Annotated in this window: 12 protein-coding genes and 3 pseudogenes; 1 reads left to right on the top strand and 14 read right to left on the bottom strand. The window is 38.4% G+C overall.

The genetic code is table 11. The annotated features are described in order from the left end of the window. The first annotated feature begins 189 nt into the window (after window positions 1-189). Window positions 190-1,608: a sigma-54 interaction domain-containing protein gene (locus tag AC0VZ9_RS28545; RefSeq protein WP_159866908.1), complete on the top strand. Its 1,419-nt coding sequence runs from the start codon at window positions 190-192 to the stop codon at window positions 1,606-1,608. Between the two features lie 188 nt (window positions 1,609-1,796). On the opposite strand, the gene AC0VZ9_RS28540 is transcribed toward AC0VZ9_RS28545, so the two are convergent. The 14 genes and pseudogenes from AC0VZ9_RS28540 to AC0VZ9_RS28475 form a co-directional block, all read right to left on the bottom strand. Further along, entirely contained in the window at window positions 1,797-2,132 is a 336-nt protein-coding gene (locus AC0VZ9_RS28540) for an MmcQ/YjbR family DNA-binding protein (RefSeq protein ID WP_159866905.1), read from the bottom strand. 669 nt (window positions 2,133-2,801) lie between these two features. After that, window positions 2,802-4,058: an MFS transporter gene (locus tag AC0VZ9_RS28535; RefSeq protein WP_159866902.1), complete on the bottom strand. Its 1,257-nt coding sequence runs from the start codon at window positions 4,056-4,058 to the stop codon at window positions 2,802-2,804. Between the two features lie 483 nt (window positions 4,059-4,541). After that, window positions 4,542-5,489, bottom strand: a complete 948-nt coding sequence (locus AC0VZ9_RS28530; RefSeq protein WP_159866899.1) for an alpha/beta fold hydrolase — start codon at window positions 5,487-5,489, stop codon at window positions 4,542-4,544. Window positions 5,490-6,208: 719 nt separating this feature from the next. Next, the gene (locus AC0VZ9_RS28525; protein ID WP_159866896.1) at window positions 6,209-7,474 is read right to left on the bottom strand and encodes an MFS transporter; all 1,266 of its coding nucleotides are present in this window, start codon (window positions 7,472-7,474) and stop codon (window positions 6,209-6,211) included. 554 nt (window positions 7,475-8,028) lie between these two features. Next, the gene (locus tag AC0VZ9_RS28520; RefSeq protein WP_159866893.1) at window positions 8,029-8,808 is read right to left on the bottom strand and encodes an HpcH/HpaI aldolase family protein; all 780 of its coding nucleotides are present in this window, start codon (window positions 8,806-8,808) and stop codon (window positions 8,029-8,031) included. A gap of 791 nt (window positions 8,809-9,599) precedes the next feature. Then, window positions 9,600-9,728, bottom strand: coding sequence for an ATP:cob(I)alamin adenosyltransferase (locus AC0VZ9_RS28515; RefSeq protein ID WP_159866890.1), 129 nt, complete (start codon window positions 9,726-9,728; stop codon window positions 9,600-9,602). 61 nt (window positions 9,729-9,789) lie between these two features. Next, a pseudogene (locus AC0VZ9_RS28510) lies at window positions 9,790-9,861 on the bottom strand (cob(I)yrinic acid a,c-diamide adenosyltransferase); the annotation flags it as partial. A 121-nt stretch (window positions 9,862-9,982) separates the two neighbouring features. Then, a pseudogene (locus AC0VZ9_RS28505) lies at window positions 9,983-11,290 on the bottom strand (methylmalonyl-CoA mutase family protein); the annotation flags it as partial. Between the two features lie 332 nt (window positions 11,291-11,622). Beyond that, window positions 11,623-11,892 carry a hypothetical protein gene (locus AC0VZ9_RS28500; protein WP_159866887.1) on the bottom strand — a complete coding sequence of 90 codons (270 nt, stop codon included), beginning with the start codon at window positions 11,890-11,892 and terminating at the stop codon, window positions 11,623-11,625. 573 nt (window positions 11,893-12,465) lie between these two features. Then, window positions 12,466-12,755, bottom strand: a pseudogene (locus AC0VZ9_RS28495) (3-hydroxyacyl-CoA dehydrogenase family protein); the annotation flags it as partial. A 653-nt stretch (window positions 12,756-13,408) separates the two neighbouring features. Then, complete coding sequence (locus AC0VZ9_RS28490; protein WP_159866884.1) at window positions 13,409-14,200, bottom strand: SDR family NAD(P)-dependent oxidoreductase; 792 nt, start codon at window positions 14,198-14,200, stop codon at window positions 13,409-13,411. Between the two features lie 35 nt (window positions 14,201-14,235). Further along, on the bottom strand, window positions 14,236-14,550 hold the full coding sequence (locus AC0VZ9_RS28485; protein ID WP_159866881.1) for a Zn-ribbon domain-containing OB-fold protein: 315 nt from the start codon (window positions 14,548-14,550) through the stop codon (window positions 14,236-14,238). Continuing rightward, window positions 14,550-15,686 (bottom strand): thiolase C-terminal domain-containing protein, encoded by a 1,137-nt coding sequence (locus AC0VZ9_RS28480; RefSeq protein WP_159866878.1) that lies wholly within the window; start codon window positions 15,684-15,686, stop codon window positions 14,550-14,552. Before AC0VZ9_RS28480 ends, AC0VZ9_RS28485 begins: the two co-directional genes overlap by 1 nt. Continuing rightward, window positions 15,683-17,164: a class I adenylate-forming enzyme family protein gene (locus AC0VZ9_RS28475; RefSeq protein WP_159866875.1), complete on the bottom strand. Its 1,482-nt coding sequence runs from the start codon at window positions 17,162-17,164 to the stop codon at window positions 15,683-15,685. The genes AC0VZ9_RS28480 and AC0VZ9_RS28475 overlap by 4 nt, the downstream gene beginning before the upstream one ends. Between the last annotated feature and the right edge of the window lie 9 nt (window positions 17,165-17,173).

Genomic DNA, 17,173 nt, shown 5'->3' with positions numbered 1-17,173 from the left:
TCTAGATGATTTTCTAAGGAAAATCATCATAGGAACACACTTTTAATCGATCTCTATTGAAAGAATATTCATAACTGTTATAATTAAATGAAAATATTACATATTTACAATGGCCAATTTGATATATAAATATCATTATTGCAATGCTTTTAATTACTAAGTAAAAGAGATAAGCAGAGGAGACAAAACATGAGAAAAGAAGAAATCGTTCAAAATCCCTTTGAATCAGAATTATTACTTCGTAATCTAATAAATAATTTATATGATGGCATTACTGTTACTGATCCTGAAGGTAATATCCACTGGCATAATAAATCATTCTTGCGCATATCCGGGTTAACATCATATCAATTAAATGGTTATACGATGTATGAGCTAGTCGAAAAAGGTTTACTAGAAAAAGCTGTAGCAATAGGCGCTATTAGGCAAAAAAAGACCGTTAATAGCATTAGTAAATATCCTACAGGTGTTGAAGCTTTAGTAACTTCCACTCCGGTTTTTGATAACGAAAAAAACTTACTTTTTGTTATAAGCAATGTTAGAGATATCACGGAACTGAATAAATTAAAACGTGATTTAGACGATACAACCGCCTTGACTAATAGCTATCGACAAACATTACAAGAATTTCAGTTATCTACCATTAATGAAAAACAGATTATCTTTCGAAGTCCTTTAATGGAAAAGGTCATTTCACTTGCTAACAAGTTTTCTGTTGTTGATACTCCTGTCCTTATTCTCGGTGAATCTGGGGTTGGTAAAGATGTGCTTGCTAATTATATACATAGTGTTAGTGACCGTAATGAAAAAGGGCCATTTGTCAAAGTAAATTGCGGTTCTATTCCCGAACATCTTTTGGAATCTGAATTATTTGGATATGAAGCTGGTGCGTTTACTGGCGCTAATCGGCAAGGAAAAGCCGGGCTTTTTCAAGTGGCAAATAACGGTACTATATTTTTAGATGAAATTGGGGATATGCCATATTCTTTGCAAGTCAAATTATTAGGGGTTCTTCAGGATATGAAAATCCAAAGATTAGGAGGTACGAAATCGATTCCAATCAATGTTAGAGTGATCGCTGCCACCAATGCTAATTTAGAAGAAATGATTAAAGAAAAACGTTTCCGGGAAGATCTTTTTTTTAGATTAAATGTATTATCCCTGAATATCCCTTCCCTTCGCGAACGGACGGAGGATGTATTCGCCCTCTTAAAGCATTTTCTTCATTATTTTAATCATAAACATAATATGAAGAAAACATTCTCACCGATCTTAATGAATATGTTATTAGAATATCACTGGCCAGGAAATATTCGTGAATTGAAAAATCTAGTGGAAAGGCTTGTCATCATCTCAGATAATGAAGAAATAGATGAATCATATCTTCCATCATATATACAATCGATAAGGCAGGATGTAATTAGGGCAGGAAAAAATAATGATTTTCAGAACAACTCTGGTTTGACTTTTAAAGAAATAGTTGAAGAACATGAGAAAAAGGTTCTATCTTATTATATAGCGAATTATAGACCCTTAAAAAAATGTGCAGATATACTAGGGATGGATTTAACGACTTTTTTCCGAAAGAAAAAAAAGTATGGCCTATAAAACAAAGTTCCATTTTATATACTAGAAAGAACCGACGATCATTTGTCGAAGAAATCGTCGGTTTTTATTTTTTCAGTATAAAGTTGAGACTAGTATAGCTCACCCATAGTCCATCTTCCCGCAATTATTTATTCTTTCTTATGAAATCTTATGATGAGAATGCTAATAAACTACAGACTGGTTGAAAATTACCTTTTTGCTTTCGTTAAGTTAAAGCTTTGTCTTATCATATTACATAATTCTTCCTTAGGAACTGTGCCATCAAGAATAATAGAATTCCAGTGCTCTTTATTAAGGTGGAATGCTGGAACTACAGAATGGTATTTCTGACGATAGAAGTCCAGCCAACCATTTTCACACTTCACATTAATCCAAATATGTCCGTATCTTTCGAAAATCCAAGCAAAGACCTTCCTATTTTCTTTATGTCGTATCAATGTCCAATTCTTATCACTAAATGGATAATCTTCATACGTGTCTTCCAATTTCAAACAGTAATCAATAGCTTCCTCTCTCGTTTTCATTGTTCACCACTCCTTCAACATCAATGTATACAAGGTTTTTTATAATTAACTAAGTTAGTCGAATTAAGAAAGAATCATAATTTTATTTTTTGATAATTATTGTTTGGGATTTCCCCTTCACCTTCTTTAATGAAAAGATTCTTTTTTAGGTTATCCTCTTTTAACTACCTGATTTAACATAAGGGTTATAAGAAAAAAGTACCCAATAGGAGACATTTTTAGTATCTACTCCACAGGGTACATTTGATTGGTGCAGCCTTTAAATTCGCACATATTTTCTTCATTACGTTTTTCTTACGTATACAAATTGATGAAAAAAAGTGGTTTATTCCGGCGATACCATACAATTAAATATCTTATCAGAAGTTCAACATAGATCAAAGGTTCCAAATTCCTCAGGGGTAAAACAAAAACCCTTTCAATTAGGGGGATACACTCCCTTACAATATAGTACCGCCCCGTCATTACAGCATCCGCCAATGGCCACGCGAACTCAGAACTCAAGCAATTCTCGCCCATAACAAAAGGGAAACAAGATTGTTCTGGAAAAGTTCACTCGGTACTCAATTAAGTACTGCTCAATCCATTTCATGATCAACAGACGCTGATCGGTCCACCTTCTGATGGCGTACTTGGTGACATCGATCTTGCAGTCACACGGTTATTTAATTACATATTGAACTCTTTATCCACGAAACTCTCTTTTTTTTCCGAAGCATATAGGTGCTTATATGCAATTTTACAAAACGGTACAGAGGAAATACCGATAACTATACAACCAACAGTGGTTACCTGTATATTTGCCGAAGCAGAAACGCCTCCAAATATCAAATTGGATAGTAGTGGAGAAACATATCCTGCAAGAAATTCACCGGCGAACATGGCTACAATGCATAAAGAGCTGATAGTTTCAGCCATTTTACCCTTGAATCCTAAAACTACAAGCGTATTTACCGCCGAGGAGAATATCAGAGTACCCATTCCCGCCAAAATCCATCCAAACATATTGGCGTACACACTTGGGAGAGTTAAACTGGCTATACCTGCAATTGAACATAGTACTAACGCCATCATCAGACTGAATCTTTTTAACTTCCTAAGCCATATAAAAACAAATGCAGTTCCAAAGATGGCAAAGAAATTTGCTATGGAAGCGCCCATTCCAACCAGACTTGAGTTAATATCCCGTTCATTAATGAAATACTCAGAGGCATTTAAGGGAATTCCCATATAGAAAAATCCTGCGATAAACCGAACAATTAAAAGGGCAATAACAAATTTGGGAACTGAAGATAATACGGTTATTAGGGATGAATCGCTTCCCTCTTTAGGTTCCGTATTTGTTGTCAATGCAATATCCTGGGTTGTATTATCATTTACCCTTGGATAGAAGAATATTACAATAGTAATAATTGGAATAATTATATAGAATACATTGTACGCCCTCACCCAGTCTCCATCAGCTGCAAGGAAGCCTGATAAGGCAGTAACAATAACCATCCCCAAAGTAAGCATGGCATAATTAACTCCAATTACTTTCTCGCGAAGTTTCTCGGGTGCGATGTTTGGCAAAACTACATTATTCACCGAGGGTAGCAATCCTGCCGAAATTCCAGTGATTGCTGCCCCAATCAACGCAATTGTCAGACTGCTTGTTCCCATGAAACGGATAATCAGACCGCCGCATAGACTTAGGCAAAGTGCAACAATCACAATAGATTTCTTACTCATAATGCGCGTTAATGGTATCGCAGCAAATCCACCGACCATAGCGAATAAAGATGGCAGTGTCATCATGAGAATTGTGAGAGAGCTCTGCCCGGGGAAGCTGATAGTTATATACCCATAGACAACCAAAGGAACAACAAAAAACCATGCAGTAAACGAAGTTAAATAGACCACACCTAATTGTAAATATGTTTTCATTCCCCTTCTCCTCTATTTCTAATTTAGAAAACTGAATACAAATCCTAACCCCCACATGGTATTTTCATAAGAATACCGCAGTATCATGGTAAAGATCCGAGAGAAATTCCAAATATAACTTGCCGCTAACATGCAGGAATGGCTCATTTATTAATAATAGCCTTTGGTATTCACCCAGGCAGATTGGACAAGGGATTACTTGAATCATCTATTTACTCTCATTAAAATAACTTACTCAAGCTGGTCTAAACCCCATTGATAATACCTGTCTTTCCAACGAATGATACATTTATTAATTCCATGCCTGTCTCCATTTATGTGGTTAGTTAAAGAAATAAATTTAAGGTTGAACTATTCTCAAGAAAATGATTGCGAATAAAATTTTTGGCTTAGCTCTGTATCAGGAAAAGAATTGCAGGCCCTATTTCCATCCTAACTCTCAAGCTGATACAATATTTTTCAGGATTCCATGCTTCTCCAGGATTACTCCTCTAGGAATTCCAATACAACGCGATTAAACTTCTTATAGGCAGTCCAATTGAAATCATGGTTACCGAACTCTTCTGCAGAGAAGCGGACCCATTTGCAGTTCTGCATGGTTTCGCTCATCCATTTGCCGCACTCAAGAGTCACGGCGTGGCTCACATCACCGGTCATATACATGGCAGGCACACTGATGGTTGGGATCAGGTCTCTCCAGTCAAGCATCAGGTGATCCTTCAGCAGATTGGCCAGGAATTTACTATCGGTTACAGGGGGCTGCGGACGCTGTGCAAGCTTAGCATGGACGTTATCTGGCATAGCGGCGACTTCTTCATCTGTGTATGTCAGGATGCCGCGATGGAAACAAGTCGTGAACGCATCGAAGAAAGGACTTTGACCCTCAACCGAGTTCCATACACAGCCATGATCATATACTACATTGCACAGATGCCAGAAATCCATGCAATTGCTGCCGGTAAGCATAACTTCTTCACGGGTAAATCTTGGGTTTGCCACGAGCATGGGGGGCTCATCATCAAAGATAATCTTATTAATCTTGTCTTGCCCAAACAGGTCAATATAACTCCAGAGGACGCTGCAACCCATAGACCAGCCCAGCAGGTTTACCTTTGGTACATTCAGAGCTTCTATAAATTCATTGAGGTCTGCTGCTAGACGGGAGACGCGAGCACCGTGATTTGAATCAGAATAGCCATGCCCTCGTAGATCAAGAGCATAGACAGAATATTCTTCTGCAAAGGCAGGTGCATTAAGAGACCAACAGTCAGCATCATCGCTATAACCGTGGACCAGGATGAAGGGCATTCCGTTGCCCTTATGAAGGTAACGCAACTTCAAATGGTCCTTTGTCTCAAAGTAATTTTCAGTAAATCCTTCCATCAGAGGATTACGTGTGTAAGGGACACCAGTGTTCATCTTTTCATTCATTGTATTTTACCTCTTTTCAATTTTGGTTTTTTATGAGCTTGCTTTTAAATTAATTCTTCAGATAATAATACTCTCATAAGATTAGCACCTTTAACGAATGAACCGAAAATTGTACAAGTCGTTTGGTCAAGGACGGAATGGTTTTCCCGTTGGCTTTTTAATCCTCTTTCCTCCTATTTGAAAATGATCTTTGGAAGAACAAGATCTTTATTAATGAACGAATAGTCCCGTTATAGGTACGGGATTTTTTACAGAAATAAGATGCCCTCCGCAAACAATTACTTGCTATCCCATAAACGCTTCATGCAAATGCAAATTTGTGTTACCGCTTTCATTTTTACAAAGCGGATTTTTAATTTTCTGAATATTTTTAGGGAGTTCCACTATTTTCTTTCTGAAATTTAAAGATCCTAAATCTTTACTTTCGCTAACTCATGGAACGGCCAGCTTATAGACCCTTTTTGAAAAAGAGGTAACTAATTAAAGCGAAGCGATGCTGAGAATACTGCCTGGATTAAACTTTGCAGAAGGTGTATAACTGAGCCGAATATCAGGTTTGCTATACAAAGGGTTACATGTGCGTCCATCGCCACATCTACAAACATTGCACCAAGGAATAAAACGGGATGCGTTAGTAAGCAGAATAATTTCCCCTTAGGTAAAAGTATAAATATTAATTAACTTTCCATAAATCTAAAAAACTGAACATATATTTAGGTTTATTTAATTGCCTTGTTTGTCATTTGAATAACAGCCTCAGCTTGCTTTTGTTTAGCTTTAGGACCTGTCTCTTCAATAAACATTTGTAGGAATATACTTCCGAGTGTTGGTATGGTAAAAATAACCATTACCATCGACATTGACATTCCGAGATTAAGCAACGCCTGGAAAACTGCAGGAACGAAGAAAGCAGGTAACCAGCCACATGCAAGTATGATGGCAAACGCTGCACCAACAAAGGAAGGATCGGATTTCGAAACATCTAACGGAATCATTGAATAGTATACATAATAACCAACGGAACCTACCCCAAATAGAAATGCGGCTACTAGAACAACAAAATAGGTGTCTATGGATATTACCAACATCGCACTGAAAAATATAAGAATTAGTGAAGATAGACCTATAATTTTCCTGCGTCCAAGGGCTGTCATGATTAAACCGCAGAAAAAGCCGAATAAAGCGGATCCTATTGGGCTGACGCCAGCCAACTTGGAAGAGGCTTCTTTGCTCATACCGTGTTCCAACTCAAGAAAAGCAGGTAAGTAGTCCTGAAATGCAATAGTAGTAATCCCCACTCCAATTATAAGTACACACATCTTCAAGATGATTTTGTTCTTTACAACCCGCGATAGACCCATTTGGCCAACTTTGGTATCAGCCAGTTCTGCAGCATTTGCTTTTTCGCTGCGTTTAGGATCTCTGAGAACGAATATAGAAATAACGAAAAGCACAGCCGTTATAATACCATAGAAGCCAAAAGTAGCCTGCCAGGTATGCATAAAGCCAAGAATAGGTAGGGTCAAGTACATACCCGCAGAAACTCCTAGAGTGCTTATCGAAGTACGAGCACCCAGCCAAGCAGGCTGTTGTGACTTTGGAATCCACTGTGATACGATAACACCAGGAAGTGGAAAATATAATCCATAACCAATACCAACGATAACTCTTGCGATCAGGTGCAGTACAAAGCTGTCTCCTGAAAAGAAAGCCATGACACCGCCTATCGCTACAATAGCCAATGAAAAGACCGCAGTCCACTTGGCACCAATTTTTTCAATAAATACGCTTCCAACAAAGACAGAAATAACTGTTGTCGCATAAATTGCAGATAATAAATACCCAGTCTGTCCTAAATTCCAATGTGATTTCTCAACAATTGTAGTCATAATCGGTGAAGGCGCAACAAGGATAACGCTCGTCAAGAACGTCATAACCATCGCGAATACACCGTTTAAATAACCTGTAAATGTCAGATTTTTCATTTATTTCCCCCTTTTTTAATAAGACAGACTTTTATAATTCTTTATAAACATTAGCAATACTTTTTCAGTCCTACCTCAAAATTAATTAGAATTACATCCCTCCTTTCTATCTTTTATAAGATCAGGTATTTAAAAAGATTAAAATCTTAGTTGGCTTCGCCTATAATGAATCTCGTATAAAATGTTTTCCAACTTTATAATTTCATCATTAAATTTTGACGCATACTGAACACTTTTCTTTAGCACAATCATTTTAATAATAGGGGATTGAAGCCTTTCTTATTAAATATCAACTTACTTGGAAGAATGAGAATTACAACAGCTTACTCTTTGGCCATGTGTTCCCATTCACATAATTCATATTCCTTCCATGTCCTCCCTGTTTATTTGTAAGAACCACTCATGGCACCAAAAATCCTCCTAAGTTCAATCGTTTCTTAATCCTTAGGTTTACTCAATTTTTTAAATAGAAACTTTCGCATATTCTTTGGCATCCCTTGGGTTAATTGCAAAACGCAGTCCCGATTTGCAATTTGTATAGAAAAGGGAATGTATTAAAACCAGCGATGATCGATTTCTTTTACTTCAAGATCAGCAAGCAGTTTTCCCACATGTCTAACTACCATACCAGCATCTGAACCTAGACCAACCATGGCAAATCCTTGATCACGGCGCAATTTAGCATCCTCTGTGTTACGCGCCATAACGGCACTTCCAATTCCAAGTTTTAAAGCCTTTTCTTTCATCTCCAAAATTAACTCTGCCATTCCTGGTCCTTCCCACTGCCCAAGATATCCGTAGCTTGAGGATAAATCTCCTGGTCCAAAAAGGATCGTTTCAATACCCTCTAGTGCCAAAATATCATCAATAGCTTCTGCTGCATCCTTTGTTTCAATTACTGGAATGATCATGATATCGTCATTTGCTGTGCTTGTATACTCCCTAAGGCCTAATCCCCATTTAACATTACGCTCTCCTCCTAAACCTCTTTGCCCTTTAGGTGGATAATAAGCGTATTGCTGAATCGTAGTAATATCCTTCGCAGATCTTACAAAAGGTAATACGATTCCATGAGCTCCTAGGTCTAATACTCGTTTAATAGATTCAAGTGCGTGGGTTGGGACTCTAACAAAAACACTAAGGTTTGATCCATTTGCCGCTTGAAGATGTCCAGCAACTTGCTTATAACTAAGGTATCCATGTTCTAAATCAATGCAAATCCAATCAAGACCTAATTCAACTGCTATTTCTGTAATAGATGGACTTTCCAACGTGACCCATAATCCAAAGGTAGTTTCACCATTTTTAAGCTTTTCTCTAATTCTTTGATTCATAATAACAATCTCCTCTTATATTAAATTAAATTTATATTTAATCCTCTTTTATGAAATTTCCGATTATGAACCTATTCGGGCTGTTGTATATGAAAGATCTACGATAATTACGAAAATGGTTTATTTCAGGAATTCCTTCACAGAATCATTAAACTTTTTATAAGCAGTCCAGCAGAGATCATGGTTTCCAAATTCCTCAGCGGTAAAAAGAACCAACTTACAATTTGTGATTGTCTTGGAAACCCAATCATTGCACTCCGGTGTCATGCAGTGACTACTTCCTCCGTTATTATCGATACAGCATTTTTGTTTTCGTAAATTCCTATTACTGGTTATCTTCCACATATTTTTTCTACTTTCTTTTATTACATTAACTAACACATGCAATATCCATACCAAAAGGCTAAATATTCTGAATTATAATGATTAAATAGAGATATTTATAATAAAAACAATTATAAAATCTATCTGAACCTTAATGGGACCTTAATCATTGCCACACTATAAATCACCATAGTAATCAAATATTTTAAATAAATGATCACAAACGCCATATAATTGCATTTATGATATAGCATTATAGCTATCGTTAATGAACATAAGATTAACGATCCTAACTCAGAAGGTTTATCTCTTTTTCATTATTTTTGAGTTGGCACATTGTAGATACTCTTTGCTACTGCCCCAATTAACGGGTAGGCACCAATGAAACAAGCTTTACCATTAAGGTTAATGTTATCCTCTTTTTGAATCTCTACAGCGGTTCTCTTTGCTCGGCATAGAATGGTCCTTTACAAGTGAATTTGGGATCCTGCGGGGTGTCCTCTAGGTAAGGTAAAATTAACCAAGGGCGGTAAAACAACCTCTATCTGATCAATTTGTTCTTCTAAGAAACAAACATCCTTATCACAATTTTCCATCTAACTCGTTCGCCAATTCTACCCTACACGAAACAGCTTGGTTGGGATTACAAAACGTCCATTATTTTTCCTTAGGAAGTAAAGAAAGAGCCAACCCAATCATCGAGTTGGCTTCATCACGAGTCCCATATGCCTTGACCCATTGAGATAGCTTAGAAACACGTTCTCCGTAAACAAGGCTTGTCTCCTATATCTCCTCCATTGTGGACAAGGGTAGCAGTTTTCTTCATTAAGTAATTCAAACAGGCTAAACCCTACATATTCCGTCTATACTGTCCGCCCACTTCATAGAGAGCGGTGGTGATTTGTCCAAGAGATGCCACCTTCACGCATTCAATCAACTCTTCAAAGATATTTCCATTTTGAAGAGCAACTTGCTTGAGACGATCTAGGGCAGCTGGACATTCCGCCTCGTTTCTCTTCCAGAAATCTTGAAGATTTCGAATCTGGGTTTGCTTTTCTTCTTCCGTCGAACGGGCCAACTCGATCTCATAAGCATTTTCATCTGCATTCGGATTAATAAACGTATTGACTCCAATAATCGGCAATTCCCCAGAGTGCTTCTTATGTTCGTAATACATGGATTCTTCTTGAATTTTCCCTCGCTGATATTGTGTTTCCATCGCTCCGAGTACCCCTCCACGATCGTGGATGCGTTGGAATTCGGCCAATACTGCTTCTTCCACCAGATCGGTTAACTCATCAATGATAAAAGACCCTTGAAGCGGATTTTCGTTCTTCGCCAAGCCTAATTCTTTATTGATGATCATTTGGATCGCCATGGCCCGGCGTACGGAGTTCTCCGTCGGTGTCGTGATCGCTTCATCATAAGCATTGGTATGCAAGGAGTTACAATTGTCATAGATCGCAATTAAGGCCTGCAAGGTTGTCCGGATGTCATTGAAATCCATCTCTTGTGCATGCAAGGAACGACCGGAGGTTTGGATATGGTACTTCAGCTTTTGGCTGCGTTCGTTTCCGCCATATTTATTTTTGATGACCGTAGCCCAAATTCGACGGGCGACACGGCCCATCACCGTATATTCCGGATCTAATCCGTTACTGAAGAAATAAGAAAGATTTGGAGCAAAATCATCGATGTGCATACAACGGCTAAGGTAATACTCCACAAACGTAAATCCATTCGCCAGAGTAAAAGCTAACTGGGAAATGGGGTTAGCTCCCGCTTCGGCAATATGATAGCCACTAATACTTACGGAATAGTAATTGCGCACCTTATGATCAATAAAGTACTGTTGTATGTCCCCCATCATCTTAAGTGCAAACTCCGTCGAGAAAATACACGTATTTTGCCCTTGATCCTCTTTCAAGATATCCGCTTGCACAGTACCTCTTACCGTTTGCAAGGTCCATGCCTTAATTTGTTCCAACTCGTCCCGGCTTGGCTGCCTCCCGTTTTTCTCGATAAACTTTTCAACCTGCTGATGGATAGCTGTATTCATAAACATCGCAAGAATGATCGGTGCCGGACCATTGATCGTCATCGACACACTGGTGGACTGGTGACAGAGGTCGAAGCCTTCATACAATTTCTTCATGTCAAGTACCCTTTAATCAATCCCTTGTTAATCAGTTCGATCAGTCCCACTTGGATGAACATGAAGCCATGAAACAGAATCAAGTGCATACATCCGCTTTTTTTTCTAGAAACAATTTTCTCTATCCTAACCCATTCACCTATACGTATTGATTCGTTCTTTCAGATTCGGTTCATAAGCCGCTCTCTTACCGAACTTCCCAAACAGATCGCGGCTGTATACGACAGGATAAACAGGTAAACGGCATAAGAGGTGACAGCCATCAGGGAAAAAAATTAAGTAATGATAACATTGGTAAACCTTCTTTACTGTAAACACTGAAATATTCTGGTTAACTAAATAGCGCCTCGGATAACAGGTATTTGCGAAAAACTAAGTTTTCCTGTTGATGTCCAAATACATTCGAACCTTACTTCCCCATTCACTTCTATCTGCTCTCCGACACAGTAGCTGGATGGATTAGAACTTAGGATTGGAATAATCCTAATCGTCTCACCATTTATGTCGATTTTCTCCTCTAATTCAATAAACAAAATAGTGGTAACGTTTGGCTTTTCACGATCTACATAGGCTCTCTTCTTATATATAACTCCTTTAATTTTCAAAGCAGAAACCTCCTAATGGATAACTAACCATCCTTTACCATAATTTCAATTGGAGCGAGTATCATTTAAAGGTAAGTTTGGCACTTTTTAGTGGCGAATTTTCAATCCTGTTTTAAATTGATTGGAGTGGTTTAAAAATATATCTTTGTCCGTTCCACTCAATCACAGTGGGAATACCATTTTTGACTTTGATTACATTTGGTAAAACACGTTGTTCCTCAAGTAGTCTTTCATTATAATTATTCTCCTGACTTGGATAGACATCTTTCTGTTTTAATCGGTATAGTATTAAAGGAATATTTTCCAAAAGCCTATATAAGAGCCTCTGCGGACAAGATTTAAATGTTAACGATTTCTATATATAGGCTGTCTCTTTGTTTTTCAACCCACATCTTTACTTTTTGAAGTTCCATATCGTTGTTCCTTTCTAAAGATGACTTTAATTGTTTTCATTAATTATCTTTATTTAACATTTATGAGCGAACGCTCAGTCATTTGTCATGTAGAGGAACCTTCCTTAATTTAATACCTATTACTTCTTGAATTTGCGTACCTTGCCATATTAAACAGGGACTATTCATAAACATAGAATCCTCTTCCGGATTTCTTTCCTAACCACCTAGCCTTCACATATTTGCGAAGTAACAGGCAAGGTCGGTATTTTGAATCCCTACCCTCATATAATACTTCCTTAATATATAAGCAAGTTTCCAAACCAATAAAGTCAGCAACGTTAGTGGGCCCTTCGATGACTGGTACAGATTCATAAAATGCATAACGATTACTTATTCTGGTCGCTTGGTTACTGTAGCAATCTCTGTAATGGGAAGATAAGACGTATTACTAGCTAAGATGATATGGTCGGTGAACCTAAAAACTAAGCTATATTTCAATCTTACTTTTCAAAAAAACGGGGTAGATAGAATCCCCCCAATATTTTAGTTATATATATTTCAAAATTATTAGAGTATCAGATAACCCCTTATCTTGCCCTCCCAAAATAGGAAAGCGAGATAAAGCGGTATATGAAAGAGATTGCTCTGATTTTTGGATTAATCTTAGCAATTTCTTTCCATGTTTCTTCACTCACTAATGAATTCACGTAAACAACATACACACATTCTCTAGCAAGTGTTTTTGCTCATGTAGCACCAATGCTTCTTGAAACTCCGGTTACTATCTACGTTATTTTCATTTCTCTTTATCGTACTACATTCCATTTATCCCCAATAAATCTGGTGAAAATGTGTAATGATTTGAACATATGTAATCAAGATTAATACAATAAAAAAAGCAGAACATCATCTACTGATTCTGTCGGAGTAAGGATCCAACTATAAATCCCGCCTAGATATAATAACCGTCAAGAAGTCCCCAAATTTCGTTCTAAATTTTGAATTTCAATATATATCAGTAAAGAGAGTTTTTTCTAACACTAAAGTAAAAGAAAATAAGATTTTTAGTTTGGAGGCAAAACTAAGCCTCCAAAAAATATTCCTACCAAACGAGATAATTATTAACTACGAATAGAGTGCCCCCCATCAACAGGCAAACAAACACCCGTGATAAAATTGGCCTCGTCTGAGGCAAGAAAGACAGATGCATGGGCAATATCCCAGGCTGTTCCCATGCGCCCCATAGGACAACTAGCGCTTCGAGCCGCTACCATTTCATCCACACTATCATATTGACCAGCAATGTCCTTATAAATTAACGGGGTGTCAACCAGTCCCGGTAAGATCGCATTCACTCGAATTCCCTGGGAGGCATATTCAAGCGCTGTGACGGATGTTAGATGATTCACTGCAGCTTTTGCAGCACTATATGCCGGGTATGAATAGCCTGTAAAACGGATACTTGCAAGAGAAGAAATATTAATAATGGAACCTGTTTTTCTTTCCGCCATGTGTGGTAAAACACACTTCATGGTGAGGTAGACACTTTTCAGATTTACGTTAATCGTCTTTTCCCAATCCTCCTCAGGTAGATCGACGATTCCTCCCATTTGAGCTAATCCTACATTGTTATGAAGAATATCAATTTGACCAAACTCCTGAATAGTGTCTGTAATGACTTTTTGAACTTCAACGGAGTTTGTCACATTTGCTGTTCGATAAGAACAGACCCCATTTTCATTAAGAATAATTTGGCACGTTTGTTCCGCAGCTTTAGCATGTAAGTCTACGACCATGACTTTTGCACCTTCACGTGCATAAGCAACTGCAGCGGCTTTGCCATTTCCCCATCCTTCCCCAACTGATCCTGCTCCAAAGACAAGAGCAACCTTATTCTCTAATCGATTTGTCATATTTAATCCTCCATTCTACAAAAAATTCAAATGACCTAGATGGATTCAAACCAATAAACGGAATCCTCAAACTTATAAATTTTAACTTTTTGATTTATGGTTGGTTCACCATTAATAAGACGAGCTGTGACGCGTAACCCTTCATCTAAGTCTACTAAAATGATATGATAAGGAGCATCAGCAGCAAGCCTTTCTGGTGCAGCATAGATCGTGGTATAAGAATAAATCTGCCCTATTCCACTTACCTTTTTTTCTATTAATTCTTCACTATAGCAATGTGGACAAATATATTTAGGGGGATTAAAGTTCTCTTTACAACCTACACATGATAATAATGTCATTTCCACCATTACAGACCCTTCCCTTCAAAAATGTGGACAGTTGAATATGCCCCTGTACCTCCAAGATTCTGGGCTAATCCAATTCTTGCTCCTTCGACTTGATTAACTGCACTTCCTTTGAGTTGATTTACAATTTGCGCAATTTGGCATACTCCAGTTGCTCCAATCGGATGACCGCGTGACAGTAATCCACCACCAGTATTGACAGGCACCTGTCCCCCATGCTTGGTTAAACCATCTTCAACAGCTTTCCATCCAGTCCCCTTTTCAAAAAAGCCTAAGTCTTCAATAGCTAAAATTTCAGTAATCGCAAAACAATCATGAAGTTCTACAACATCAATGTCGCTTGGACCTAGCCCTGCCTGCTTATAGGCTTGATGTGCGGATTCTTGAATAGCCCCAATACTTAATAAGTCTGGAATATCTTGCATGAGCGGTGGTCCGGAAGCTTGACTAGATGCAAGCACCTTAACTCCCTTATCTCTAGCGGTAACCACGACAGCGGCAGCTCCATCCGTAATCGGGGAGCAATGGAATAGCCCTAGAGGAGCGGTAATCGGACGCGCCTGCATAATTTCTTCTAAGCTCGTTGCTTTTCCGAACTGTGCTTTCGGGTTATTCAATGCATATTCCCGGTTTTTCAAAGATACCATAGACAGATGTTCTACACCTGCACCAAACTCATACATGTACCGGTTGGCAACCACCCCAAAAAATCCAGGAAAAGTTAAACCTGATATCCCTTCATTGGAGTCATTGTCCATCCCCACATTTAGCGCTTCCGTTACTACATTTGTTGGAGCATGGGTCATTTTCTCTACTCCTACAACCAATACCGTATCGTAGATGCCAGCAGATACCATATGATAAGCCTGACGAAATGCAATTCCACCAGATGCACAAGCTCCTTCCATTTTGGCGGCGGGGATGGGGCCTAACCCTAATTCTCTCGCTAAGACAGATCCGAGAATTTCCTGCCCCGCTAACCTTCCGCCCGAAAAATTCCCCACATAAATAGCATCGACTTTTGGAGTTCCCGCATCAAGCAAGGCTTCACGACTAGCCGTTAAAGCAAGTGATTTTAGAGAGGCTTCATGCCTTCCAAATTTGGTCATGCCGGTTCCCGTTACTGAAACATTTCTCATATTCTACTCCCCCAGTAAGAGTCTCGAATTTCTTTGCGTAATATTTTTCCATACGAATTTTTAGGTAGGCAGTCCATAATACAGATTTTCTTTGGCTTTTTAAAGCTTGCCAAGTGATTTTTACACAAATCAATAAGTTCCTGCTCTGATACCGTTTGTTGATTCCTAGGCACAATATAGGCGCAAACAGATTCACCCCATTTTTCATCTGGAATACCAAATACACATGTTTCTTTAACACCAGGATGTAGATTTAACACCTCTTCTACTTCTCGAGGATAAATATTCGCTCCACCGCTAATAATGACATCTTTCGACCGATCGACGATATGAAGATAGCCTTTTTCATCTACCCATCCGAGATCACCGGTGTAAAGCCAACCATCCTTGATTGTTTCTGAGGTTGCTTTCGGGTTATTCCAATACCCTTTCATTACCAATGAACCATTACAGATAATTTCACCAATTGTTCCGGCAGGTACTTCTTGACCATATTTATCTACAATTTTCATTTCTGTAAATATTCCGACTTTTCCACACGACGAAGGCCAGTCTTTTAATTCGTCCTTTGGCATAACCGTAATTGTCAAAGGTGCCTCCGCTTGCCCATAGGTTTCAAGAATAATTGGACCCAAAAGATCTATCGCTAATTTTATCTTTTCAGCGGCCATCGGGGCACCTGCCATATTTATTGTTCTCAATGAGCTAAGATCTCTTTTTGATAAGCTCTCTTCGTGAATCATTAGATTAACCATGGTAGGTACGAGAAAGACGGCGGTTATTCGTTCACTTTCGATTGCTTCCAAAAATTGTTGTGGTTCAAACTTATTAAATATAATCTGTTTGATCCCCAAGAATAAGGCACTATAAGCCATAGCCAGGCTTCCGTGAGTCAAAGGTGCTACATGTCCAACCACATCATCATCAGACATATCACTTGCTTTAATTAAGGATAATGTACAGGAAATCCAGTTGCGATGTGTTTGCATCGCTCCTTTGGGTCTGCCAGTTGTTCCTGAGGTGTACATAATTGTGATTACATCGTCCTCATTAATCTCAACATTTGGATCGATATCCGGAAAGTCTGCAATCCATGATTCATATTCTATTCCGAATCTGATGGTTGGAATTTCAACATCAATGATCTCAATTAAATTGTCCTCTCCTAATAAAATACTGGCTCCTGAATGTTGGAGCATATATTCATGCTCCCTTGGATGCAGACGATAATTAAGTGGGACTTTAATGAGCCCTGCGAGAGCAGCTGCCACTTCCAATTCAATATGCTCTATCCGATTGGATGCCAGGATGGCTACTCGATCCCCTTTTTTAAGACCAAAGGAAATCAAGGCGTTGGCTAAACGAAAGGAACGTTCTTTTAGCTGTGCATACGTATAGCTTGTATACTCGTCGCACACAGCAATAGAATCAGAAAAGTTACCAAAAGTTTTTCGGTATATTGCACCTAGTGTTTCCATGCAGTATCC

This window comes from Cytobacillus sp. QJM3NY_8 (genome assembly GCF_056173585.1).
This window is presented reverse-complemented; position numbering and strand designations above follow the sequence as displayed.

Coding starts and splice junctions, on each gene's coding strand:
- AC0VZ9_RS28530 (WP_159866899.1), bottom strand. CDS start 5,489: ATGAATGAAAAGATGAACACTGGTGTCCCTTACACACGTAATCCTCTG.
- AC0VZ9_RS28515 (WP_159866890.1), bottom strand. CDS start 9,728: ATGGAAAATTGTGATAAGGATGTTTGTTTCTTAGAAGAACAAATTGAT.
- AC0VZ9_RS28475 (WP_159866875.1), bottom strand. CDS start 17,164: ATGGAAACACTAGGTGCAATATACCGAAAAACTTTTGGTAACTTTTCT.
- AC0VZ9_RS28490 (WP_159866884.1), bottom strand. CDS start 14,200: ATGACAAATCGATTAGAGAATAAGGTTGCTCTTGTCTTTGGAGCAGGA.
- AC0VZ9_RS28545 (WP_159866908.1), top strand. CDS start 190: ATGAGAAAAGAAGAAATCGTTCAAAATCCCTTTGAATCAGAATTATTA.
- AC0VZ9_RS28485 (WP_159866881.1), bottom strand. CDS start 14,550: ATGGTGGAAATGACATTATTATCATGTGTAGGTTGTAAAGAGAACTTT.
- AC0VZ9_RS28540 (WP_159866905.1), bottom strand. CDS start 2,132: ATGAAAACGAGAGAGGAAGCTATTGATTACTGTTTGAAATTGGAAGAC.
- AC0VZ9_RS28535 (WP_159866902.1), bottom strand. CDS start 4,058: ATGAAAACATATTTACAATTAGGTGTGGTCTATTTAACTTCGTTTACT.
- AC0VZ9_RS28480 (WP_159866878.1), bottom strand. CDS start 15,686: ATGAGAAATGTTTCAGTAACGGGAACCGGCATGACCAAATTTGGAAGG.
- AC0VZ9_RS28525 (WP_159866896.1), bottom strand. CDS start 7,474: ATGAAAAATCTGACATTTACAGGTTATTTAAACGGTGTATTCGCGATG.
- AC0VZ9_RS28520 (WP_159866893.1), bottom strand. CDS start 8,808: ATGAATCAAAGAATTAGAGAAAAGCTTAAAAATGGTGAAACTACCTTT.